The sequence below is a fragment of the Asticcacaulis sp. genome (assembly GCF_051956075.1).
Taxonomy (GTDB): domain Bacteria; phylum Pseudomonadota; class Alphaproteobacteria; order Caulobacterales; family Caulobacteraceae; genus Asticcacaulis.
Window position 1 is genome coordinate 125516 of the sequence record NZ_JBQCGA010000053.1, and the last position, 23521, is coordinate 149036.

Genomic DNA, 23521 nt, shown 5'->3' on the forward strand with positions numbered 1-23521 from the left:
ACGAGCGGCGGGGACCATGGCGCTGCTGGAGATTACCGGGCTATGCAAGCGTTTTGGAGGCGTTACGGCGCTGGACGGCGCCGCCCTGCGCGTCGAGGCGGGCGAGGTCCACGCCCTGCTGGGCGAGAACGGCGCCGGCAAGTCCACGCTTCTGAAGACCCTCGCCGGAGCGCAGGGCTGCGACGCCGGCGACTTGCGTTTTGACGGCGCGCTTTTGTCGCCGAAGGATACGCCCGCCCGGAGGCAGGCGCAGGGCATTGTCACCATCTATCAGGAGTTTAATCTTCAGCCGTTTCTGAGCGTGGCCGACAACATGTATCTGGGCCGCGAGCCGACGCGTCGCGGCCTTGTGGACCGCAAGCGGCTGATGCGGCAGGCGCAGGACGTGCTGGACGCGCTGGAATTACGGCTCGATCCGGCCTGTCCTGTCGGACGACTGAGCGTGGCCGAACAGCAGATGGTCGAGATCGCCCGCGCCCTGACCCTGAATGCGCGCCTCATCATCATGGACGAACCCAGCGCGGCCTTGAGCGCGCGCGAGGTCGACATCCTGCACCGGCTGATCCGTCGTCTGAAGACGCGCGGCGTCGCGGTCATCTATGTCACCCACCGGCTGAAGGAGGTAATGGAGGTCTGCGATCGCTACACCGTGCTGCGTGACGGTTGTTTCGTCGCGGACGGCGAGGTGGCGCAGACCGACATAGACGGTCTGATCCGGCTGATGGTCGGGCGCGACGTCGAGTTCGCGCGCCGCGCCGCGCCCGCCGCCTTTGGCGAGGTGGTTCTGTCGGCGCGCGGCGTTTGCAGCGCGCGCTTGCATGAGATCAATCTTGAGGTGCGCGCGGGCGAAATTGTCGGACTGGCCGGTCTGGTCGGATCTGGCCGGACTGAACTGGCGCGCATCCTGTTCGGCGCCGACCGCAAGACTTCCGGCGAGGTCTGGCTGAATGGCGCACGGCTCGATGCGCGCTCGCCCGCCGAGGCGCTGGCGGCGGGGATCGCGCTTGTGCCGGAGGACCGCAAGGCCCAGGGCTGCTTTCTGACCCATTCCGTGCGGCATAATCTGAGCTTGTCGGGGCTCAAGGCGCTATCGAACGGCCTGGGGTTCATCGACTTCAAGGCCGAAGCGGCTCTTGTCGACCGCTACCGTCAGCGTCTAAGCATCCGCATGGGCCATGATGAGGCGGCGATATCGACGCTCTCCGGCGGCAATCAGCAAAAGGTGTTGCTGGCGCGTTGCATGGCCCTGTCGCCAAAGGCGCTGATCGTGGATGAGCCGACGCGCGGCGTCGATGTCGGCGCCAAGGCAGAGGTGCATCAGGCCCTGTTTGAACTGGCGGCCTCGGGTGTGGCGGTGATCGTGATTTCGTCGGAATTGCCGGAAGTGATGGCGGTCAGCGACCGCATCATCGTGTTCCGCGAAGGCCGCGTGACCGGCCTTGTCAATAATCATCAAGCGGGCGTCACCGAGGAGGGACTTATGTGTCTGATGTCGGCGGAAAGGACGGATGGGTATGCATGAGGCCGAAACGAGGGCGGTTGCAAGCCGTCGCAGCGACGTCGTCGCCTTTCTGAATCGTTGGGGCGCAGGCCTGTTCCTGATCGCGCTTATCCTTATCTTCACGGCGCAGAACCCGCATTTTCTGTCGCTGCGCAATGCGACCAATATCCTGACCGAGGTATCTATCTATGGCGTGATCGCCATCGGCATGACCCTGGTCATCCTGACGGCGGGCGTCGATCTGTCGGTCGGCTCTCTGCTGGCCTTTGCGGCGATGGCGGCGGCGTGGAGCGCGCAACACCTACCGCCGGGCGTACCGCAATGGCCGGTTGCTTTGATCGTCGCCGCTCTGATCGGCCTGATCGCAGGCTATTTGCAGGGCAAGGCGGTGACCCTGCTGAGCGTTCCGGCCTTCATCGTCACCCTGGGCGGCATGACCGTCTGGCGCGGCGCCACCCTGATGCTCAATAATGGCGGTCCCATAGCCGGTTTCGACGACGGCTATCGCTGGTGGGGGACAGGCGCGATCCTAGGCGTTCCCGTGCCAGTGGCGCTGTTCGCGCTTGTGGCGATTTTGGGCCATGTCGCCCTGCGCATGACGCGCTACGGCCGCCGGGTCTATGCGGTCGGCGGCAATGCCGAAGCAGCGAGGCTGGCCGGGGTCAATGTCAAGGCGGTGCTGGTCAGCGTCTATGCGCTGGTCGGCCTGTTGGCGGGCCTGTCCGGCTTTCTTCTGTCGGCGCGGCTGAATTCGGCCGAAGCGGTCGCGGGCGTCAATTACGAACTGCGCGTCATCGCCTCAGTAGTGATCGGCGGGGCCAGCCTATCCGGCGGCGCCGGGGATATTCGCGGTACGGTCATCGGCACGCTGCTGATCGGCGTCCTGTCCAACGGTCTCGTCATCATGCACGTCTCGTCCTATCTGCAACAGATCGTCATCGGCCTGATCATCGTCGCCGCCGTCGCCTTCGACGTCTTCGCCAAGTCGAGGGCCAGATCATGAGCAAAAACTGGCATAGACTGATCCTATGCGCGCTACTGGCGCTGGCGACGCCGTTCTGGGTGCAGGAAGTCTGGGCGCAGGAAGAGCCGGTGCGGCTGGCCGATCCATTCGTCGGCGCCGACGGCGGGGGCAATACGGTCCCGGGCGCGGGCGTCCCTTTCGGCTTCGTCTCGCTCAGCCCCGATACGGCGATGGGCGACACCAGCGGCTACGATTCCTCCAGCGCTATCACCGGTTTCAGCTTCACCCACGTCACCGGCACGGGCGGCAAGAGCAAGTACGGCAATTTCCGCGTCACGCCTCTGCTGGGCGATCTCGGCGTCAGCAATCTTGTCTTTGCGCGTTCCGATGAGACGGCGTCTCCCGGCTATTATGCCGTCAGCCTGGGCGCCGATCCGGCGCGGCGCATAAGGGTCGAGCTGACGGCGACGCGGTTGGCCGGTCTAATGCGCGTGACCTTTCCAAAGGGGCAGGGGCCTGCGCGGCTCGTCCTGGACGCGACTTCGGTGATCGCCCTTCGCGGCGAGGGACAGCGCGTCACCGGCGCGCATGTCAATATTCTGGACCCGCAAACCGTTTCGGGCTGGGTCAGCGTCGAAGGCGGCTGGAACCCCGCGCCCTACAAGCTCTATTTCTACGCGCGCTATTCGCGTTCGGCGCAGGATTTCGGCGCCTGGCGCGCGCGGCAGGGCGAACTGATGCGGCAGGCAGGCCCCGGCGCGCTTGATGGCGAACCGCAGGCCAAGACAGCCGCCGCCAAGGCGGACCTGATGGTCGATTACGATACGCACAAAGAGTTTGCGCATCGTCTGGGCGCCTATGCCGGTTTCGACGCGGACGCCGACCCCTCGGTCGAGCTGAAACTGGCGGTTTCCTTTATCGGCGTCGAAAAGGCGAAGGCCAATCTGGAGCAGGAGATTCCCGGCTGGGATTTCGCAGCGGTGCGTTCTGCCGCCGAGTCGCAATGGCGCGACGCCCTTGGCCGCATCGAGGTCAGCGGCGGCGACGATGCGCAGCGCCGCATCTTCTACAGCGCCCTTTATCGCAGCCACACCATGCCGCACGACTTGAGCGGCGAGAATGTCTGGTGGGCGTCGTCCGAGCCGCATTATGAGGATTTCTACACCCTGTGGGATACCTTCCGCACCCTGCATCCTTTGCTCACCATCATCGAGCCGGAGCGGCAGCGTGACATGGTGCGCTCCTTGCTCGACACCTATCGCCACACCGGCTGGCTGCCCGATGCGCGCATAGCCGGCGCTAATGGCATGACCCAGGGCGGATCGAACGGCGACGTGGTGATCGCCGACGCCATCGTCAAGGATCTGGGCGGATTTGACCCAGACCTTGCCTATGCGGCGATCAAAAAGGACGCCGATATCGACAGCGACGCCCCCTTTATCCAGGGCCGGGTGCTGAAAGACTATCTCCGGCTCGGCTATGTGCCGCTGACCGAGGCGCGTTCGGCTTCGCGCACCCTGGAATACGCCTATGACGATTTCGCGGTTGGCGAGGTTGCGGCGCGGCTGGGCCACGCGGACGATGCGGCGCGCTATCGCGCGCGTTCGGGCAGCTGGCGCAACATCTGGGACGACAGTCTGGGCTGCGTCCATCCGCGCTATCCGGACGGGCGGTGGCTGGAAAACTATAGCTGTGACTATACCTATCCCGATAAGACCGGGCCGTGGTGGGAGGCGCCGTTTTACGAGGGCAATGGCCTGCAATACTCAACCTATGTTCCGCAGGATATCCCCGGCCTGATCGCCAGGGTGGGCGGACCCGCGGCCTTTGTCGGCTGGCTCGATCACCTGTTCGACGGCCATTACGATCAGGGCAATGAGCCGGACATTCTGGCGCCGTGGCTCTATATCGACGCCGGGCGCCCCGATCTCAGCGAGGCGCGCGTGCGTCAGATTCTGCGCGACGATTATCATCTCGCGCGCGACGGCCTGCCCGGCAATGACGACGCCGGAACCATGTCGTCCTGGTATGTATGGAGCAGCCTCGGCCTCTACCCTCTGGCCGGTCAGCCGGTCTATTATATCGGATCGCCGGTCTTCATCCGCAGCGTCATCCATCTTGCAGGCGGGCGCAGCTTCACCATTTCCGCGCCGCTGGCCTCGTCCACGAATCTCTACATTACCGGCGCGCGCCTGAACGGTCGGCCGCTCAAAGCGGCGCGCCTTAGCCATGCGAAACTCATGGCGGGCGGCGTTCTCGAACTCGACATGGGGCCGAAGCCGAACGGTTGGGGCCAGACGCCGAGGGGATTACAATGAAAACCATCGTCCTGATCGGCCTGTGCCTGTTGTCCCTGCCGCTTGCCGCCGTCGCGCAGGAGCGTCCGCTCTACAGCTATGTCGATCCGATGGTTGGCACGGGCAATGACAATCAGGGCGACACCATACCCGGCCCGGCCTTGCCGCATGGCTCGGTCCATCCCAGTCCGGAAACCCTGACCGGCTCCAATGCTGGCTACGACGCCACAGCCCCGATCAGTGGGTTTGGGCAATTGCATACCCAGGGCTCCGGCGGGCGCACCACCTACGGAACCTTCCTGATCTCGCCGCAGACGGGCGCGCCTGAGTTCGACGAGGACAAGCACCTGTCGCCCAAATCGCAGGAACACGCCGCCGCCGACATGTACAGCGTCCGGCTCGATCGCTACGCCACGACGGTCGACGTGACTCCGGCGCATTACGCCGCCATCTATCGTCTGAGCTTTCCGGATACCGATCAGGCCGATGTCGTCTTCGACATCACGCGCAAAATCGCCGGGCTGACCGCCAGCGACAACGCCGAAATCTGGCTCGATCCCAGCACAGGCGTGATCGAAGGCCGGGTCAAGGCCAAGACCTACTGGAATCCGGCGAAGGTCGATATCTGGTTTTCAGCGCAACTCGACACCCTGCCTGCGGCATGGGGCGTGTTCAGGGACGGCGAAAGGCTGAATTGCGAGACGCATGCGACCTCCGGTCCCGATCAGAGGCTCGGCGCCTGGCTGAGTTTTCCGGCGAAGGCGGGCAAGCCGGTTCTCCTCAAGATCGCCGTCTCCTTTACCGGCCTTGAACGCGCGCGCTTCCTGCTGGCGCACGACATACCCGGCTGGGATTTTGACGAGGTGCGCGCTAAAGCGCAGGAGGCGTGGAACGGGACGCTTCGCAGCATTGAAATTTCCGGCGTTCCCGACGCCGACAAGACGCGCTTTTACACCGCCCTCTATCACACCGCCATCCAGCCGCGCGACCGCAGCCTCGATCAGGCGGATTCGGAGCTGTCGCAGCCGAAATGGGATGATTATTATACGCTGTGGGACACGTATCGCACAGAATTTCCGCTGATGTCGCTGATCGCTCCGCATCTTTACGCGTCTAATATCGCCTCGATGGTTCACACCTTCGATGAATTCGGCGCAGTTGACACAGTCTTTGTCGCCGGTCGCAACTATCATGTCGGCCAGGGCGGCGACGAGGCGGACAATGTGATCGGCGAGGGCCTTTTGCGCGGCGTTCCGGGCGTCGACTGGGCGGCGGCGTGGCGCATCACCCATTTCAACGCCTTCTACCGACGCAGCCCGCGCTATCTGATCGACGGCTATTTCGCCGTTGGCGATTTAAGCCCGGAACCCGACAATCAGCGCGCCCGGTCGGGTTCCTCAAGCATCGGTTTCGCGCTCAATGACTATTTCGCAGCCCAGGTCGCGCAAAAAGCCGGTCAGGCCGACGAGGCGGCGGCTTTGCTGGCGCGTTCGCAGAACTGGCGCAAGGTATGGGACGCCGAGGCTCGCAGCGACGGCTACAGCGGTTTCATCATGCCGCGCTACGCCGACGGACGCTTTCAGGAAATCGACCCCAAGGCGGGCTGGGACGGCAAGACCTACAACAATCTCGGCTTCTACGAAGGCACAGCCTGGGTCTATTCTTATGACATGTTGCAGGATATTCCGGGCATGATCGCGGCCATGGGCGGTCCCGACAAGTTTGGCGAACGGTTGCAACACGCCCTGTCATCGGGCCTGATCGACATCACCAATGAGCCGTCCTTCGCCACGCCCTGGCTGTTTCACAATATCGGACGCCCGGACCTGTCCGCATACTGGGCCGATCAGATTTTCCGAAAGTTCACCGCAGACGCCTATCCGGGTGACGAGGACAATGGCGCGATGAGTTCGCACTATGTTTTCAACCGCATCGGCTTCTTTCCGAAGCTGGGCGGCGACCTCTATTATCTGCACGGCCCGCGCCAGCCTCTGACCGTGATCAATCTGGAAGGCGGCAAGCGTTTTGAGATCGTGGCGCGCCATGCGGGGGCGAAAAATATCTATATCCAGAAGGCGACTTTGAATGGCAAGCCGTTGAACGCAGCCTTCCTGCGTCAGGCCGACATCATGGCGGGCGGGCGGCTTGAACTGGTCATGGGGAGTAAGCCCGATGGCTGGGGCGTCGGCTATGACGCCCCGGAATAGGGGGGGTTAAAGTCGCACAGGCTGGCCGCTTGCGACGGACTCAGCGGCGGCCTCGGCGAGACGCAGGGCCTGCACCGCGTCGTCGAAACCAACCAGAGGTGCAGTCTCGCCTGCGACAACCGCTGCGAAATGGTCCATTTCCCGCCGATAAGCTTCGGCATAGCGGTCCAGGAAGAAGTTCTGTAAGGCGTCCAGCTCAGCGCCCCGTTCGCCCCAGTGCGACACTGTGGTTTCCAGCACGTTGTCCGCTTTCAAAAGTCCTTTTTCGCCATAGGCCTCGATGCGCTGATCGTAGCCATAGCCGGAACGACGCGAATTGCTGATCGTGCAGATTCGGCCTGAAGCGGTTCGCAGCGTCGTCCGCGCCGTGTCGATGTCGCCCGCCCTGCCGATCTCCGAGTCGATCAGGCAGGACGCGGCGGCGTAAACCTCATTCGGCTCCTCGCCGAGCAGGAAGCGCGCCATATCGAAATCATGGATCGCCATATCCTTGAACAGGCCCCCGGATACCTTGACATAGGCGATGGGCGGCGGCGCCGGGTCATGGCTGATGATCGTGACCGTCTCCAGCTTACCGATGCGGCCAGCGTCGATCTGCGCCTTGAGCGCGCCAAAATGCGTGTCGAAACGGCGGTTAAAACCCAGCAAAAGACGGCGCGCGCCGCCCAGGTGCGCCGCCGCTTCGCGGGCGCGCGTCAGGTCTTGATCGATTGGCTTTTCGCACAGGACCGCCTTACCAGCCGCGATTGCGCGCAGGGTTTGGTCGAGGTGCTGATCGGTGGGCGATGCGATCACCACGCCATCAATGGACGGGTCGTTCAGCACGGCGTCCACATCGCGCGTCTCGGCGCCGGTCGCGGCGGCCAGTTCCGCGGCGATGTCGCCCATCGGGTCGGCGATGGCCGCCAGGTGCAGCCTGGAATGGCGCGCAACATTGCGCGCGTGGATTTTGCCGATACGACCGGCGCCGAGAACTGCGATCTTGAACATGGGCTTCCTCTGTGTGAGCGCGGATAAAATAAATATTCCAAATTTGGAAAATTATGCGCTAATCTGGTGCACGAATTAGAAAAGAGCGTGCGTTTTTCGGATTTGGAACAAAAATTCCAACACCTGTCAATCAGGAAAGCGCGGCATAAAAGAGCGAATCCATGGGAGGAGATATAATGTCCGATGACGTCACAGGCGCGCCCGCGACTCTGGAAGCCTTGCGTGCGGAAATCATGCGTCAGTTCGACGGCGCATCGCGGCGCATGAAACAGGTGGCGACCTATGTGCTGGACAAACCCGAAGACATGGCCTTTGAGACGCTTGCGGTGATTTCCGAGCGTTCAGGCGTGCAGCCATCGGCCATTGTGCGCTTCGCCAAGCAGTTGGGTTATCCCGGCGCCTCGCAGATGCAGAAGATTATTCGCGACGAATTACTGGCCAGTCACATATCGCTCACCTACGGCGAGCGCGCGCGACAGTTTGCGGCGGAAAAGGGTGACGAAGGGCAGGGCGGCAGCTTTCTTGACGAATTCGCTGAAGCCGACGCCCTTTCGCTCAGCCATCTGCGCGATTCGATCGGTCAGGCGCAGATCGATGCGGCGGTTGCTGCGATTCAAGCCGCCAAGACAGTCTATATAGTCGGTTTCCGGCGTTCGTTTCCGCCAGCCGCCTATCTGGCCTATGCACTGCAAAGGGCGGGAAAGCGCACGTTTTTCGCCGATGGCGCAGGCGGGCTATGGGGCAATCAGTTGCGTGGGATCACCGACGAGGATTTGCTGATCGCCATCAGCTTCCGGCCCTATGCCGAGGAGACGGTCGCCTGCCACGGCTACGCGCTTGAGCGCGGCGCGCCGGTGATCGCTATCACTGACTCCAATGTCTCGCCTCTGACGCGCGGCGCTGAGCAGACCCTGCTGGTGCGCGAGGCCGAGGTGCGCGCCTTCCGCTCTCTGACCTCGACCCTGTGTCTGGTGCAAAGTCTGGTCGTGGCTTACGTTTTCGCCAGCCAGAGTGCGAATGGGCCATCGGCTTCATCATAAGTGAAATAAAAATTGCAATAAATGCATTTAAAGAATAATTATTTCACATAGATATAAAGGACAGGGCCACACCGGAGGAAGCCGAATGGGGGATGAAGCCAGAACGCTTGACGTGATTACGTTGGGGCGAGCCAGCGTCGACCTCTACGGTCAGCAACTGGGCGGACGTCTGGAGGATATGGCGTCCTTCGCCAAATATGTCGGCGGCAGTCCGACCAATACGGCCATCGGCGCCGCGCGACTGGGGCTGAAATCCGGCCTGATCACACGCGTCGGCGCCGATCATATGGGTCGCTTCATCCTCGAATCGCTGGCGCGCGAAAAGGTGGACGCGCGGGGCGTCGTAACCGATCCTCACCGCCTGACGGCGCTGGTCGTCCTGGGCATTGTCGACAAGGAGACTTTTCCACTCATCTTCTATCGCGAAAACTGCGCCGACATGGCCATCGACATGGCCGATATCGACAGCGACTGGCTGGCCTCGGCGCGCGCGCTTGTCGTGGACGGCACGCATCTGTCGCAGCCGGGCGTCTTCGCCGCCAGTCTGGCGGCGATTCGGACGGTGAAGGCGGCGGGCGGCAGGATCGCTTTCGACGTCGATTACCGTCCTGTCCTGTGGGGGCTGACCGCGCGCGATATGGGCGAGCAGCGCTACATCGCCAATGCCGAGGTCAGCGAACGGCTGGCGACCGTCGCGCCCCTGTGTGACCTGATCATCGGCACCGAGGAGGAGATGCGCGTCCTTGGCGGCCATGACGACCTGATCGAAGCCCTGCGGCGGGTGCGCGCCATGACGGAGGCGGTTCTGGTCTGCAAGCTGGGGGCGGACGGCTGCGTCATCATTGACGGTCCCGTCCCGCCGCGCGTCGCGGACGGCCTGATGGTTCCGGGCTTTCCCATCGAGGTCATGAATGTTCTGGGCGCGGGCGACGCGTTCAGCGCGGGCTTCCTGCGCGGCTGGCTGGGTGGAGAGAGTTTGCAGACCTGCGGGCGCTGGGCCAATGCCTGCGGCGCGATCGTGGTGATGCGCCATGGCTGCGCGCCCGCCATGCCAAGCTTTGATGAATTACAGGCCTTTCTGGCCATGCCGCATCCGCTGAGCGCGCAGGCGCTCAGCGAACTTGACCATATCCACTGGGCGCGCACCCGTCATCGCGACTATGATCCTCTGATGGTTCTGGCCATCGACCATCGTTTCCAGTTCGAGGAGCTGAGCGAGGCGACCGGCGCCGATGAGACGCGCATTTCGGCCTTCAAGACCCTGGCGCTCAGGGCGCTCGACCGCCTGGCCGAAGGCGACGCCGCGTTCGGCGTGCTGCTCGACGGGCGCTATGGGTCGCAGGCCCTGAGCGCGGCGGCGCACATGACCTACTGGATCGGCCGTCCCATCGAGATTCCCAGATCGCGCCCCCTGCGCTTCGAGGGCGGCCCGGATGTCGGCCTTGAGATAATGAGCTGGCCCGCCAACCACGTCGTCAAATGCCTTCTGACCTATCATCCCGACGACGAGCCGGCCTTGCGCGCCGAGCAGGAGCGCCAGATCGTCATTCTGGCCGACGCCTGCCGCCGCAGCGGGCATGAATTCCTGCTGGAGCTGATCCTGCCGTCCGCGCCGCCCGCCGCCGCCGATACGCGCAGCCGCGCCATGCAGCGCTTTTACGATCTGGGCGTCCGGCCGGACTGGTGGAAGCTGGAGCCCGTGGCCGACGCCGGCGTCTGGCGTCACATCGCCGAGGTCATCGCCGATAACGATCCTCTGTGCCGCGGCGTCGTCCTGCTGGGTCTGGCCGCGCCGGAAGCGGAACTGCTCGAAGCCTTCGCCGTGGCGACGCGCTTTGACTGCGTCAAGGGCTTCGCCGTCGGCCGCACCATATTCCAGGAGGCCGCCGAGCAATGGCTGACGGGCGGACTGGATGACGAGGGCGCCATGGCGGCGATGGCGTCGCGGCTGGGGCGGCTTGTCGAAGGCTGGCGCAGCATGCAAGATGCGGCCCGCAGCGTAGAGCAGAAGGACGACGTCGCGTGACTCTGGTGAGATTAACCGCCGCGCAGGCGCTGGTGCGCTATCTGACGCGTCAGTCGGTTATGATCGATTCCGCTGCGGTCCCTTTTTTCGCGGGCGCCTGGGCGATCTTCGGCCATGGCAATGTCGCGGGCCTGGGCGAGGCCCTCCATGCGGCGTGTGATGATCTGCCGACCTTCCGCGCGCACAATGAGCAGGCGATGGCGCACACCGCCATCGCCTACGCCAAGCAGACAGCGCGTCGCCGCGCCTTTGTCTGTACGTCTTCGATCGGTCCGGGCGCGACCAATATGGTCACCGCCGCCGCCCTTGCGCACGTCAATCGCCTGCCGGTCCTGTTTCTGCCCGGCGACGTCTTCGCCAGCCGCCGTCCGGACCCGGTGCTGCAACAGATTGAGGATTTCGGCGACGGCCTGATCAGCGCCAATGACTGTTTCCGGCCCGTATCGCGCTATTTTGACCGCATCACTCGCCCGGAGCAGCTTTTGAAGGCCCTGCCGCGCGCCATGAGCGTGCTGACCGATCCGGTCGAATGCGGCCCCGTCACCCTGTCTCTGTGTCAGGACGTGCAGGCCGAGGCGTATGACTGGCCCGAAGCTTTTTTCGCGCCACGCCTCTGGTCGATGCGTCGGCCCGGTCCCGATGCGGAGGAACTGGCCGGGCTGATCGACAAGCTGCGCGCGGCGAAACGTCCGCTGATCATTGTCGGCGGCGGCGTCAAATACAGCGGCGCCGAAGCGGCGCTGGCGCGGCTGGCGTGCGAAACAAGCGTCGTCTTTTGCGAAACCCAGGCCGGCAAGGGCGCTCTGGTCCATGACGCGCCCGGCAATCTCGGCGCGATCGGCGTCACCGGCGGCGATCCGGCCAATCGGGCGGCGCGGGAGGCGGACCTGATTTTAGCCGTTGGTACGCGCTTGCAGGACTTCACCACGGGATCGGCGGCCCTTTTCAATCCGCAGGCGCAGCTCTGCGCGATCAATGTCTGCGCTTTTGACGCATTGAAATTCAATGCCCATGCCGTGGTCGGCGATGCGCGGACGGTGCTGGACGCGCTGCCTTCGGACGCTATCTCACTTGACGCCGATTGGCGCGCGAGCCTCATGAAGACGAAAGCCGTCTGGGACCGCGCGGTTGACGCCCTTGTGTCCGCCGCTGGGGACATGACCGAGGCGCGCGCGCTTGGCGCGGTCATGCGGGCGGCGGATAAAAACGCGATCGTCGTGGCGGCGGCGGGCGGCCTGCCCGGCGATCTGCACAAGCTGTGGCGCACGCGTCGACCGGGCGGCTACCATATGGAATACGGCTATTCCTGCATGGGCTATGAGATCGCCGGCGGCGTCGGCGTCGCCATGGCGGAGCCGGATCGCGATATCTATGTGCTGGTCGGCGACGGCAGCTATCTGATGATGAATTCCGAGATCGCCACGGCGGTCATGTTGGGCCTGCGCCTGACCCTGATCGTCATTGACAATCAGGGCTTCGGCTGCATTCATCGCCTTCAGGCCGCCACCGGCAATGCCGCGTTCAACAACCGGCTGACAGATTCGCGCCACGAGGTTTTGCCGCGGATCGATTTCGTCGCCCATGCAAAGGCCCTGGGCGCCGCCGCCGTCAGGGCGCAGACGCCCGCAGAGCTGGAAGCCTTTATCGCCGCGGCGCGCGCGCGCGGCGGGGTCAACGCCATTGTCGTCGAAACCGATGCGCGTAACGGCCTCGCGGCGGGCGGAGCCTGGTGGGATGTGGCCGTGCCAGAAGTCTCGGACGCAGAATCCGTGCGTGCGGCGCGCGTCAAGTATGAACAGCATATCAAGGACAGGACGGAGAAGCAGGTATGAGCATCAGGTACGGCGTCAGCCCGATCGCATGGATTAATGACGACATGCCGGAACTGGGCGGCGATACGCCGCTGGACGATGTCCTGCGCGATATCGCCGAGCTTGGCTTCGCCGGTTCCGAGTTGGGCGGCGCCTTTCCGCGCGATCCGGCGGTGCTGAAGGCAAGGCTGGACCGCTTCGGCCTCGGTCTGGTCGGCGGCTGGTACAGTTGCGAACTGCTGACCCGCACGGCGCAAGAGGAAATTACCGCTATGCAGCCGCATCTTGCCCTGCTCAAGGCGATGGGCTGCAAGGTGTTCGTGATCTGCGAAACCAGCAACGCCATCCACAGCCTTCGCGGGATTCCGCTCAAGGCGCGCCCGCAACTGGACGCCGAGGGTTGGCGCGAGTTCGGTCGGCGCCTCAGCGAGGTCGGCGACTATGTGCGCGCGCAGGGGCTGGAGATGGCCTATCACTATCATCTCGGCACCGTGGTGCAGGATCAGGCCGATCTTGACGCCTTTTTCGCCCATACGCGCGACAGCGTGCGTATCACGCTGGACACCGGCCATGCGGTTCTGGGCGGAATCGATCCATTCCGCGTCATCGCCGAGCATCCGAAGCGCATCAGCCATGTGCACTGCAAGGATGTGCGGCAGGCCGTCTTCGACGCGACGGCGGGCGCTGAGGCAAGCTTCCTCGATGGCGTGCTGGCGGGAATGTTCACCGTTCCGGGCGACGGCTCCATCGATTTTGGCCGCGTGATGCGCGACCTCGCCGGGATCGGCTATAGCGGCTGGATCATTCTCGAAGCTGAACAGGATCCGGCCAAGGCCGATCCGCGCACCTATGCCGAACTGGGCCTGCGCAGCTTACGCGCGGCGGCGACGGCGGCGGGCCTGAAAGAGGCCGTGGCGGCATGAGCCGACTGCGCCTACGTCCATGCGCGCCCGAAGCCGACGGCAAGGTGCTGGAGGTTACGCCAAAGAGCGTGGGCTGGCGTCATGTCGGCTTTCGTCTGCACTGGCTGACGCCGGGACGTTCCCTGAGCGGCTTTGAGCCGGATCGCGAAATCTGCCTGGTGCTGGTGTCCGGAACGGCGGACATCCGGGTTGGAGTGACGTCTTTCGCGGAGGTCGGCGGGCGCGCTTCGCCCTTTGAAGACAGGGCGCCGGGGGCCGTGTACGTCCCGGCGGGTCAGGCATTCGAGGTCGTGGCGCGTGACGCGGTCGAACTGGCCGTCTGTTCCGCTCCCGGTCAGCTGGGACGCAATCCGCGCCGGATCGAGGCGGATGACATGTCGCGCGAAACGCGCGGCCAGGGGACCAATACGCGTCATGTGCGCAATATCCTGCCGCAGGACCAGCCCGCCGACAGCCTGCTGGTGGTCGAGGTGATCACGCCCGGCGGGCACTGGTCCAGCTATCCGCCGCATAAACACGACAGCAGCGACGGCGAACGCGAAACGGCGCTGGAAGAAACCTATTATTTCCGCGTCGACCCGCCGCAGGGCTTCGCCATGCAGCGCGTCTATACCGACGACCGCAGGCTGGACGAGGCGATTGTCGTCGAGGACGGCGATCTGGTCATGACGCCGCAGGGTTATCATCCGGTCGGCGCCGCGCATGGCTATAATCTCTATTATCTCAATGTCATGGCCGGACCGGAGCGCCGCTGGATCTTCCGCAACGACCCGGCGCACGCATGGCTGGCGGGGACGCAATGATGACGGGCGATCAGACAGGACCGATCCGGAAGGTGGTGATCGCCGGCGGCGGCACGGCGGGCTGGATGACGGCGGCCTGGTTCGCCAAAATCCTCAAGGCGGACGTGCCGGAGATCGTGCTGATCGAAAGCGAGGAGATCGGCGCGGTCGGGGTAGGCGAGGCGACCACGCCCTATATTCACGTTTATAATCGCTGCATCGGCCTGAACGAGGACGAGTTCGTGCGCTTCACGCGCGGCACGTTCAAGCTGGGCATCGAATTCGTCAACTGGGGCGCGCAGGGTCAGCGCTATTTCCACGGCTTCGGGCGACACGGGCGCGATTACGGTTCGCTGCCCTTCCACGCCCTGTGGCTGCGTCATGCGCTTGAGACGGGCGACGACCCGCTGGAAAATTACAGCCTGACCTCTCTGGCGGCGCGCGACGGGCGCTTCATGCGGCCGGTCGGGTCGAACTCGCCGCTGGCGGAGATCGCCTACGCCTATCAGTTCGACGCCAGTCTCTATGCGCGCTACCTGCGCAACCTGTCCGAAGCCGAAGGCGTCACGCGCATCGAGGGGCGCATTGAGGACGTCGCTCTGGATGCGCGCGGCTTTATCGAAAGCCTGAACATGGCCGACGGGCGCGTCGTCGCCGGCGATCTGTTCATCGACTGCACCGGCTTTCGCGCCCGTCTGCTGGGCGAGGCTCTGGGCGTTGGTTTCGTCGACTGGACGGACTGGCTGCCGTGCGACCGCGCCTTCGCCATGCCGACGCGGCGCAATGGCCCGCCGCCGCCCTATACCCGCTCGACGGCGCTCGGCGCTGGCTGGCAGTGGCGCATACCTTTGCAGCATCGCGACGGCAACGGCCATGTCTTCGCCAGCAGCTTCATCGACGAAGACCGCGCCCTGACCGACCTGCACGCCCACCTGGAGGGTGAACCTCTGGCCGAGGCGCGGTTGATCCGCTTCAGCACTGGGAGGCGCGCGCGCTTCTGGGAGAAGAACTGCGTCGCGGTCGGCCTGTCGGCGGGTTTTCTGGAGCCGCTGGAATCGACCTCCATCATGCTGATTCAGAACGCGATCGCGCGCCTGCAATACCTGTTTCCCGACAAGGGTTTCGCCGAAGCGGACATCGCCGCGTACAACGCCGCCATGACGCGCGAATACGAAGACGTGCGCGATTTCCTCATCCTGCATTACAAGGCGGGCGGGCGCGACGACACCGACTTCTGGCGCTATTGCGCCAACATGCCGGTTCCCGACGCGCTGAATGAACGCATGGCCCTGTTCAGCAGCAGGGGTCGCATCCCCGAGGAGCGCGGCGAGCAGTTCCGAACGCCAAGCTGGCTGGCCGTCATGTGGGGACAGGGCCTGCGCCCGATAGCGCCCGATCCGCTGACGCTGAGCATCGACGCCGAGACCATAGACCGGTGGCTTTTCGATCTGCGTGAGGTGATCGGGCGCTGCCGCGACCATATGCCGCGTCACGAGGACTTCATCGCGCAGCATTGCAGGGCGGATCTGAGCGCGGCCTGACTGCGGTAAAATATCTGCGCTCCGAAAAAAAGAGCCCGGCGTGGGGTGCGCCGGGCTTAAAGTCAACAAGGTGTAGGGAAGACGCCTTGTTATGAGTTTGGCCGCTACCAGTTGAACATCGTGCCGTCTTCGAGGCGGTTCACCGGCAAATAGGCGCGGCTGTAGGGATAGAGGGCGGCCTTGCCCTCATCGATGTCGACGCCCAGGCCGGGCGCGTCGCCCGGATGCAGCAGGCCGTCGCTGAAGCTGTAGGCGTGCGGGAAGACCGCATCGGTTTCCGCCGTGTGGCGCATATATTCCTGCAAGCCGAAATTCGGGATCGACATGTCGAAATGCAGCGCCGCCGCCATGGTGATTGGCGACAGGTCGGTCGCGCCGTGGCAGCCGGTGCGCACCTGATAGAGGTCGGCCAAGGCGGCGATGCGGCGCATATGGCTGATGCCGCCCGCGTGCAGGACCGTTGCGCGGATAAAGTCGATGAGCTGGTTCTGGATCAGATCCTTGCAGCTCCAGATATTGGCGAAGATCTCGCCGACGGCCAGCGGCGTGGTGGTGTGCTGGCGGATCAGGCGGAAGGCTTCCTGATTTTCGGCGGGCGTGGCGTCTTCCAGCCAGAACAGGCGGTAAGGCTCCAGATCCTTACCGAGGCGACCGGCCTCAATCGGCGTCAGGCGATGGTGAACATCGTGCAGCAGGCGCACATCCCAGCCCAGCGCCTCACGCGCGGCGGCGAACAGCTTGGGGATATGGCTGAGATAGCGTTCCGTGGACCAGAGATTCTCAGTCGGCATGTCGTTGTCGGCGGGTTCGTAGAACATCTTGTCGCCGGACACGCCATAGGTCGAGCTGAGTCCCGGCACGCCGGTTTGCAGCCGAATGGCCTTATAGCCCATCGCCTTGTATTTCAGGGCTTCGGCGATGGTGTCGTCGATGGTTTCGCCATTGGCGTGACCATAGACGGTGACGCCGTCGCGGCAGGCGCCGCCTAGAAGCTGATAAACCGGCAGGCCCGCAAGCTTACCCTTGATGTCCCACAAGGCCATGTCGACGGCGGCGATGGCGGTCATGCCGACCGGTCCGCCGCGCCAGTAGGCGCCGCGATACAGAAACTGCCAGATGTCCTCGATCTGGTGCGCGTCGCGACCGATCAGGCAGGGTATGAGATGGTCCTGCAAATAGCTGGCGACAGCCAGTTCGCGGCCGTTGAGGGTGGCGTCGCCAACGCCATGCGCGCCGTCGCTGGTCTCGATCTTCAGGGTGACGAAATTGCGTCCCGGCGAGGTGACGATCACGCGGGCGGAGGTAATTTTTGACATGGAATTTGCCGAAAAAAAGAGGCGGAGCCAGGTAACGCGGCTCCGCCCGAAGGTACTGTCGGGGAGTTAGAAGGTAGCCTTGACCGTCAGCGTATAGGTGCTGCCGTCATAGTCGATCCAGCGGATCAGGCGCGTATCGTTTTCGTATTCGTAGCGCTTGGCGTTGGTCATGTTATAACCGTCCAGCGAGATCGAGATGCGGTCGTTGATATTTTACGAAGCCGACATGTCGAGCTGGCCGCGCGGCTTAACCGAACGGGCGCCGCCCGTATAGGTGCCGTTCGAGTTGAGCGCGTAGCTGGAGCGCCAGTTATAGGTGGCGCGCACACCCCACTTGCTGGTTTCGTAGAACCCGATCAGGTTGAACGTGTTCTTCGAAATGCCAGGGAAGGGCGCAATGGCCGGGCTTTTCGACTGGGTGAAGGCGTAGTTGAAGTCGCCGCCGAAATTCTTCCAGAAGCTCGGCAGGAAGTCGAGATTCTGTTGCAGATTGAACTCCAGACCATGCACATAGGTCGGCTTGTCGAGATTGTAGGCGCCCGACGCGTTGACATAGACGGTCTTGCTGGTCGTGCTGAGGCTGGTGGCGATACAATGCACGCCGTCCCAGTTGAGCGGGCCATATCCCCAATTCGAACCATCCGACGGGCACAAAATGGCCGGATCGCTGGTGCCGGTGATGCGGCCCGTGATCTTCTTGTCGAAATAGGCCAGCGAGATCACGCCGCCCGGACGGTTGTACCATTCAAGTGAGAGATCATAAGAATCCGCAAGATAGGGGTGAAGCTTGTTATTGCCGATGCGGACCGAGGCGTTGTAGATCGACAGCGAAGGCGTCGAACTGCTGCCGTCCAGCAGAGGCTGGCCGAACTGCGACACCGGCGAGTACTGACGGGCCTGCGGACGGACATAGGTCTTGTAGTAGGCGCCGCGCAGCACCAGATTATCCCGGATATCTGCGACGAAAATCGCTGAGGGCAGCCAGTAGTGGTACTTGTTCTCGATCTGGTGCCAGCTGTAGTTCGACAGCGAGCCGACGCTGTCGGCGAACGGCGACGTCTGGTCAAGCGTCTCAATGGTGTTGTCGGTCGCTTCGTAGCGCAGACCGAAATTGCCGCGGACGCGGTGACCGCCAAGCTGGGTGTCGTACTTGGCCTGGATATAGGCTTCGCTCAGATCGTTGGCGTTGGTGAAGTTGTAGTTGGCGAAGGCGCCGTCCGCATATTCGATATTGAAGCCGACCGCGCTCAGACCGCCGCCATTATACGCCGTGACCGGGGTGAGGGCGTCGATATATCTCTGGGCGTCGATGACCTGCCAGTTGGTCGTGGTCGAAGCATTGCCGCCCATGAAATCGTTCGCCGAAGGCGAGGTCATCAGCATGTCTGAAGTGATGTTGCCGAGCTGAATGCCGTAAGCCATATTGCGGAAGCCGCGCGACTTGAAGCGGTTCTGTTCGAGGCGGAAGCCGCCCTGAACGCTGGTGATCGGGCCCCAGTCGGTGTAGCGCTCGACATCGAGCTGCGCGGAATTGACCTGATTATAGGCGTAGCTTTCCGAACCCGAGACATTGAGCTGATAGGCGCCGTCCGATGTGTACCAGTTTTCCGGATCGTCTGACGACCAGGTCGTCCAGTCCGCCATCAGCACGTTCTGCGGATTGGGCGTGACGTCGAAAGAGAAGTCGCCAAGATTGCCCAGACCGGTATTGAGATGCGCGACGACGCCATTACCGGCGGCGGTGGAATTGGTTTGCAGGTCAAGCTCGGTTTCCAGCGATGAGGTCATGCCGGTCGAAACCGCCACGGCGCCGGCTATCCGCCACTTCTCATTATGCCAATCGCCATTGACGACCATGCCCTTGGACTGCTGGTGCTGCGAATACAGACGTGTCGAGGACTTGGCGGGGAAGTTGGACCAGGTGACGTCCGGATAGAGGTAGCGGCCATCCGAAGTTTGAATCGGATCGCCATTCGGCGTGACCGTGCCCGCGCCGTCCCACATCGAATCGATCAGGAAATATTGCTGCGTCTTGGGCAGGTTGCGGTCGCTGTAATAGCCGTTGACGCCCAGCTTGGTGTTGTCGTTCGGCTTCCATTCCATGCCGCCCGAAGCCGTCCACAGATTGCCGACATTCATGCGCGTATATTGACGCAGGGCGCTGTCGTACCAGATGCCGGACGTGCCCTTCGAGCCCGTCGCGCTCGTCACATAAGGTCCGACGTCCGCCTGCTGGACGCCCAGGGCACTCGCCAGGGAGCGGCAGAAGGAGGCTGTGCTCGAACAGGCGGTCGGTGAAAAATAGCCGCCGTATTGCGACGCGAAATCGGCATTGCTCAGACCGGTGACTGAGGGATCGAGCACGCTGTAGCTGTTGAAGATCAGCGAGTCGCGACGGAAGTTCTCGCGCTTGTAGGCGACGGTGCCGAACACGGCGAAGTCGGGCGTAATGTGCTTGTTGTAGCCGAGGGTGAAGGCCGGCGATCCGAGTTTGCCCAATGTGTTGTATTCATAGGCCGCCTTGGCGAAGCCGCCATCCTTGCGCGACAGGGCCGGGGCGATCTGCATGTCGACGTTGCCCGACAGGCCACCGGACTGCGCATTGGCCATCGGCGACTTTTCAATCACGAAGGCGGTGAAGATGTCGGAATTAAAGGCGCCCAGAGGACCGCTGGAATCGTTGCTCAGTGACGGCGGCTCGGCGAAAGCCTGACCATTCAGGGTCGTGCGCGCATAGGAGCCCGGCATGCCGCGAACATTGATGGTCGCATTGCGGCCTTCGGCTTCGCGGTTGATCTGCACGCCCGGAATGCGTTGCAGAGCCTCGCCGACGTTCAGATCGGGAAAGCGACCGAGACCGTCCGAGGAAATCCCATCGGTGATTTCGATATTGTCCTTCTTGGCGCGGACGGCGTCGGCGTAGCTCTTTTTAAAGCCGGTGACGACCACGACCGTGCTATTGTCCGAAGCGGGCGTTGCGTCCGTCTGAGCGTAGGCTGCGCCTGCGCTGAGCCCCATCAAAACAGTCGCTCCAAGCAGGACCTGCTTCAGCTTGCCGCTGCGCAACCGCATGTTCCTCTCCATTATCGTTCTCCTGTGCAGCCCGCGAAATTGACCCGGCGGGCAAGTGGCAATGTCTGGCAAAGTCACGCGAGCGTTCTCCGTGAAACGCGCTCATTTGTTTGGCGGCATTGGCCAACCAATTAAACCTGAGGTAGCGCCTCATCGGTGGCGGATTTAGGCGACTTTCCGGCAAAGCAGGGCCTCGTTACCTCGGCCGACTGCGTGACGCTTACCTTCTGGCGCCTTACCGCCTAATTTTTCACCTGGATGCGTGTCTTATGCTTGTTTTGGGTTGCAGAGATGAAGTGTTCCATCCCCTTTGCAACATAACGAGACTATAAATGGTTGACCAAAATGTCAATTTCATTTCGTTAAAATATGATAATTTTATTTCATTTCTTTCTGGAAAACCAACTTTCATAGATGGCTTTCAGTGGGACTTTACGTCAATTTTATGTTCTAATTCTGTATGTTACGCTATATATTTGTGTCGCGAAGATTGATCGAGGCGTGGCTCGGAAGCAACATATCCTACAGATCCTATATGCAGCGTAGGTGCAGGCTGAACCTTTGACCTTTCATGGACGCAGCGAGCCGCAATTCGCCTGCCTGATCCTTGCGTGTTCGGATGATGACCTGCGCCAAACCGTTGAACAGTCGTCGCTCGCTGGCCTTATCGGCCTCTAGACTCGTTGGATCGCCATTGCCTACGCCGACAATATCGCCCGGCCCATTGACAGCGAACCGGATGAGGTCGCTCGCCGTCGGCGCCGGAATGTCTTTACCGTCCAGAGCCTCGACGCGAATCAGGGCGACGTCCTGGCCGTCGGCGCGAAGAACGTCGTGGTCGCAGCTCAGAGATAGCCGCGCCGCCGCGCCCGCCGTCTGACGACGCGCCTTCTGTACGACCTTGTCGCCCCTGTAGCCGTACGCAACGATCTCGCCCGGCTGATACACGGCGTCCCAGGCGATGTGGCTGTCTTTCGCGCAGGGCTTGCGGCCCAGGGACTTACCGTTGACGAACAGTTCGACAGAATCGAGATTGGTGTAAACCCAGACCGGAATCGTCTGGCCTTCCTTGCCCGCCCAGTTCCAGTGCGGCAGAACGTGCAGTACTGGCTCATCCTGCCACCAGGATTTGTAGTACCAGTAGATGTCCTTGGGGAAGCCGCAGGTGTCCAGGATCCCGAAATGCGACGAAATTTCCGGCCAGCGGTTGAAAGGCGTCGGTTCGCCGCGATAATCGAACCCGGTCCAGACCAGCCCGCCGGACAGATAGGGTCTCGCATTGTAAAAGCTCCACCACGCTTCAGCGGTCTTGGCGTAGGAGGGCGCGTCGAGATCGTAGGCGCGCACATAGCCTTTTACGTCGTCACGCACATATTCGCCGCGCGTCGAAACCGCGCTGGCCGTCTCGGTGCCAATGATCGGCATGTCGGGGTAGAGTTTGCGGAACGGTTCAATATCCTGTTCGTGATAATTAAAGCCCATCACATCGAGCGCGGGCGTGATGCCGTAACCTGCATGGTGATTCATGGCGGCTGTCACAGGTCGTGTTGGGTCCAACGTCTTGACCACGCGGCGCATGTCCTGCGCGATTTTCAGGCCGCGCTCTGTACCCTGCTGCGCCGTTTCCTCATTGCCGATCGACCATAGCATGATGCTGGGATGGTTGCGGTCGCGCCGGATCAGGGCCGCCAGTTGATCGAGTCCTTCCGGCGTCGACGTCATCATGCGCGTCTCGTCGATGACCAGCACGCCCAGTTCGTCGCAGGCGTCGAGCAGGGCGGGGGCGGGCGGGTTATGCGAACAGCGCCAGGCGTTCGCGCCCATCGCCTTAAGCTGGCTGACGCGCCACCTGTGCAGGGTGTCGGTCAGGGCGACGCCGACGCCGGCATGGTCCTGATGGTTGTTGGTTCCGCGTATCTTGAGCCACTGCCCGTTGAGGAAGAAGCCTTTCTGCGCGTCAAAACGCATATCGCGCAGGCCGAAGCGCGTCACGACCGCGTCGATGAGTTGACCGTCGCGGGAAAGCTCTGTGCGAACCGTATAGAGGTGCGGATCGTCCAGCGACCACAGGTGCGGCTTTGCGATCTGCGCCGCCTGCGTCACCGTCGCCTGACTGTGGGCGGCGAGGCTGACAGGCGAGGCGACCTCCGCCGCAATATGGCCTGCGGCGTCGAAAAGGCGCGAGGTTACGATGATCTGCGCATCCGCATCGGCGTCATTGCGCGTTTCAATATCGAGGCGGACCGAGCCTGAGACCTCGCCGCGCGCCCACACGCCCCATTGCGGCACATGCACTGGATCGGTTTTGACCAGCCAGACGTGGCGGTAAATACCGGCGCCCTCATAGAACCAGCCTTCGCCCAGGCTCGCATCGGCGCGCACCAGCAACACATTGGGGCCGTCGGCGTTGACGAAGTCGGTGATGTCGACGCTGAACGACGTGTAGCCGCTCTCATGCCGCGTCAGAATATAGTTGTTGAGGATGATGTAGGCGTCACGGAACACACCCTCGAATTCCAGGCTCAGGCGACGCCTATCATCGCCTGGCTCAAGCGTGAAGACCTTGCGATACCAGCCAATGCTGTTCTCTGGAAAGCGCCGCCCGATCGCTTTGTAGCCATGACCAGCGGTTGGATCGCCGTCTTCGGGATTGGAAGGGAGAGTGAAAAAATCGTTTCGGGCGAAGGGCAAGCCAACCGCCCAATCGTGCGGCAGATCGACCTGCGTCCAGCCGCTGTCGTCAAAGTCGGCTGCGGCGGGCAGGGCGACGCCCTGTCCCTGTTTGGCGAAGGTCTTCTGGTCGCGTCCAAAGCCGAAATCACGATTTTCGTCGGCGGCGTGGCCAAGATGAAAACGCCAGTCGAAATCGAAAAGTCGCCTCACGCGCGGCGCCAGGGCCTTTGCATCGTCCGCCCGATCTGGACTCGCCAAATCTTGCGCCGCCCGGTCCGCAGCGGATGCGGCTTTGCCGATCAGACCCATGGCAACGGAGGCGCCCAGAAGGCGGCGGCGGTTCAAGTGCGGCATAAATGATCTCCTCCGGCCCGCGTC

General features: G+C 62.9%; 14 protein-coding genes. 10 read left to right on the forward strand and 4 right to left on the reverse strand.

Going from position 1 to position 23521, the window contains the following annotated elements:
- Positions 1-16 precede the first annotated feature (16 nt).
- Genes ACTHLA_RS13585 through ACTHLA_RS13600 form a run of 4 tightly spaced genes read left to right on the forward strand, consistent with a single transcriptional unit; the run spans position 17 to position 6969 of the window.
- Positions 17-1522 (forward strand): sugar ABC transporter ATP-binding protein, encoded by a 1506-nt coding sequence (locus ACTHLA_RS13585; RefSeq protein WP_440190246.1) that lies wholly within the window; start codon positions 17-19, stop codon positions 1520-1522.
- Entirely contained in the window at positions 1509-2504 is a 996-nt protein-coding gene (locus tag ACTHLA_RS13590) for an ABC transporter permease (protein WP_440190249.1), read from the forward strand. The genes ACTHLA_RS13585 and ACTHLA_RS13590 overlap by 14 nt, the downstream gene beginning before the upstream one ends.
- Positions 2501-4783, forward strand: a complete 2283-nt coding sequence (locus ACTHLA_RS13595; RefSeq protein WP_440190252.1) for a GH92 family glycosyl hydrolase — start codon at positions 2501-2503, stop codon at positions 4781-4783. Before ACTHLA_RS13590 ends, ACTHLA_RS13595 begins: the two co-directional genes overlap by 4 nt.
- The gene (locus ACTHLA_RS13600) at positions 4780-6969 is read left to right on the forward strand and encodes a GH92 family glycosyl hydrolase (RefSeq protein WP_440190255.1); all 2190 of its coding nucleotides are present in this window, start codon (positions 4780-4782) and stop codon (positions 6967-6969) included. The genes ACTHLA_RS13595 and ACTHLA_RS13600 overlap by 4 nt, the downstream gene beginning before the upstream one ends.
- A gap of 6 nt (positions 6970-6975) precedes the next feature.
- On the opposite strand, the gene iolG is transcribed toward ACTHLA_RS13600, so the two are convergent.
- Positions 6976-7959 (reverse strand): inositol 2-dehydrogenase, encoded by a 984-nt coding sequence (iolG, locus tag ACTHLA_RS13605; RefSeq protein WP_440190258.1) that lies wholly within the window; start codon positions 7957-7959, stop codon positions 6976-6978.
- A gap of 176 nt (positions 7960-8135) precedes the next feature.
- Here iolG and ACTHLA_RS13610 point away from each other — a divergent pair, with 176 nt between their 5' ends.
- The 6 genes from ACTHLA_RS13610 (at position 8136) to ACTHLA_RS13635 (ending at position 16082) form a co-directional block, all read left to right on the forward strand.
- Positions 8136-8999 (forward strand): MurR/RpiR family transcriptional regulator, encoded by an 864-nt coding sequence (locus ACTHLA_RS13610; RefSeq protein ID WP_440190261.1) that lies wholly within the window; start codon positions 8136-8138, stop codon positions 8997-8999.
- Positions 9000-9084: 85 nt separating this feature from the next.
- The gene (locus ACTHLA_RS13615) at positions 9085-11025 is read left to right on the forward strand and encodes a bifunctional 5-dehydro-2-deoxygluconokinase/5-dehydro-2-deoxyphosphogluconate aldolase (RefSeq protein ID WP_440190264.1); all 1941 of its coding nucleotides are present in this window, start codon (positions 9085-9087) and stop codon (positions 11023-11025) included.
- Positions 11022-12857 (forward strand): 3D-(3,5/4)-trihydroxycyclohexane-1,2-dione acylhydrolase (decyclizing), encoded by a 1836-nt coding sequence (gene iolD / locus ACTHLA_RS13620; protein WP_440190267.1) that lies wholly within the window; start codon positions 11022-11024, stop codon positions 12855-12857. The genes ACTHLA_RS13615 and iolD overlap by 4 nt, the downstream gene beginning before the upstream one ends.
- Complete coding sequence (gene iolE, locus ACTHLA_RS13625; RefSeq protein WP_440190270.1) at positions 12854-13759, forward strand: myo-inosose-2 dehydratase; 906 nt, start codon at positions 12854-12856, stop codon at positions 13757-13759. The genes iolD and iolE overlap by 4 nt, the downstream gene beginning before the upstream one ends.
- Positions 13756-14562 (forward strand): 5-deoxy-glucuronate isomerase, encoded by an 807-nt coding sequence (gene iolB, locus ACTHLA_RS13630; protein WP_440190273.1) that lies wholly within the window; start codon positions 13756-13758, stop codon positions 14560-14562. The genes iolE and iolB overlap by 4 nt, the downstream gene beginning before the upstream one ends.
- The gene (locus ACTHLA_RS13635; protein WP_440190276.1) at positions 14541-16082 is read left to right on the forward strand and encodes a tryptophan halogenase family protein; all 1542 of its coding nucleotides are present in this window, start codon (positions 14541-14543) and stop codon (positions 16080-16082) included. The genes iolB and ACTHLA_RS13635 overlap by 22 nt, the downstream gene beginning before the upstream one ends.
- A 104-nt stretch (positions 16083-16186) precedes the next feature.
- Here the strand turns inward: ACTHLA_RS13635 and manD are convergent, their stop codons facing one another.
- The 3 genes from manD to galA form a co-directional block, all read right to left on the reverse strand.
- Positions 16187-17398, reverse strand: coding sequence for a D-mannonate dehydratase ManD (gene manD / locus ACTHLA_RS13640; protein ID WP_440190279.1), 1212 nt, complete (start codon positions 17396-17398; stop codon positions 16187-16189).
- A 213-nt stretch (positions 17399-17611) separates the two neighbouring features.
- On the reverse strand, positions 17612-20470 hold the full coding sequence (locus ACTHLA_RS13645) for a TonB-dependent receptor (RefSeq protein ID WP_440190282.1): 2859 nt from the start codon (positions 20468-20470) through the stop codon (positions 17612-17614).
- Between the two features lie 531 nt (positions 20471-21001).
- Complete coding sequence (gene galA / locus ACTHLA_RS13650; protein WP_440190285.1) at positions 21002-23497, reverse strand: beta-galactosidase GalA; 2496 nt, start codon at positions 23495-23497, stop codon at positions 21002-21004.
- Between the last annotated feature and the right edge of the window lie 24 nt (positions 23498-23521).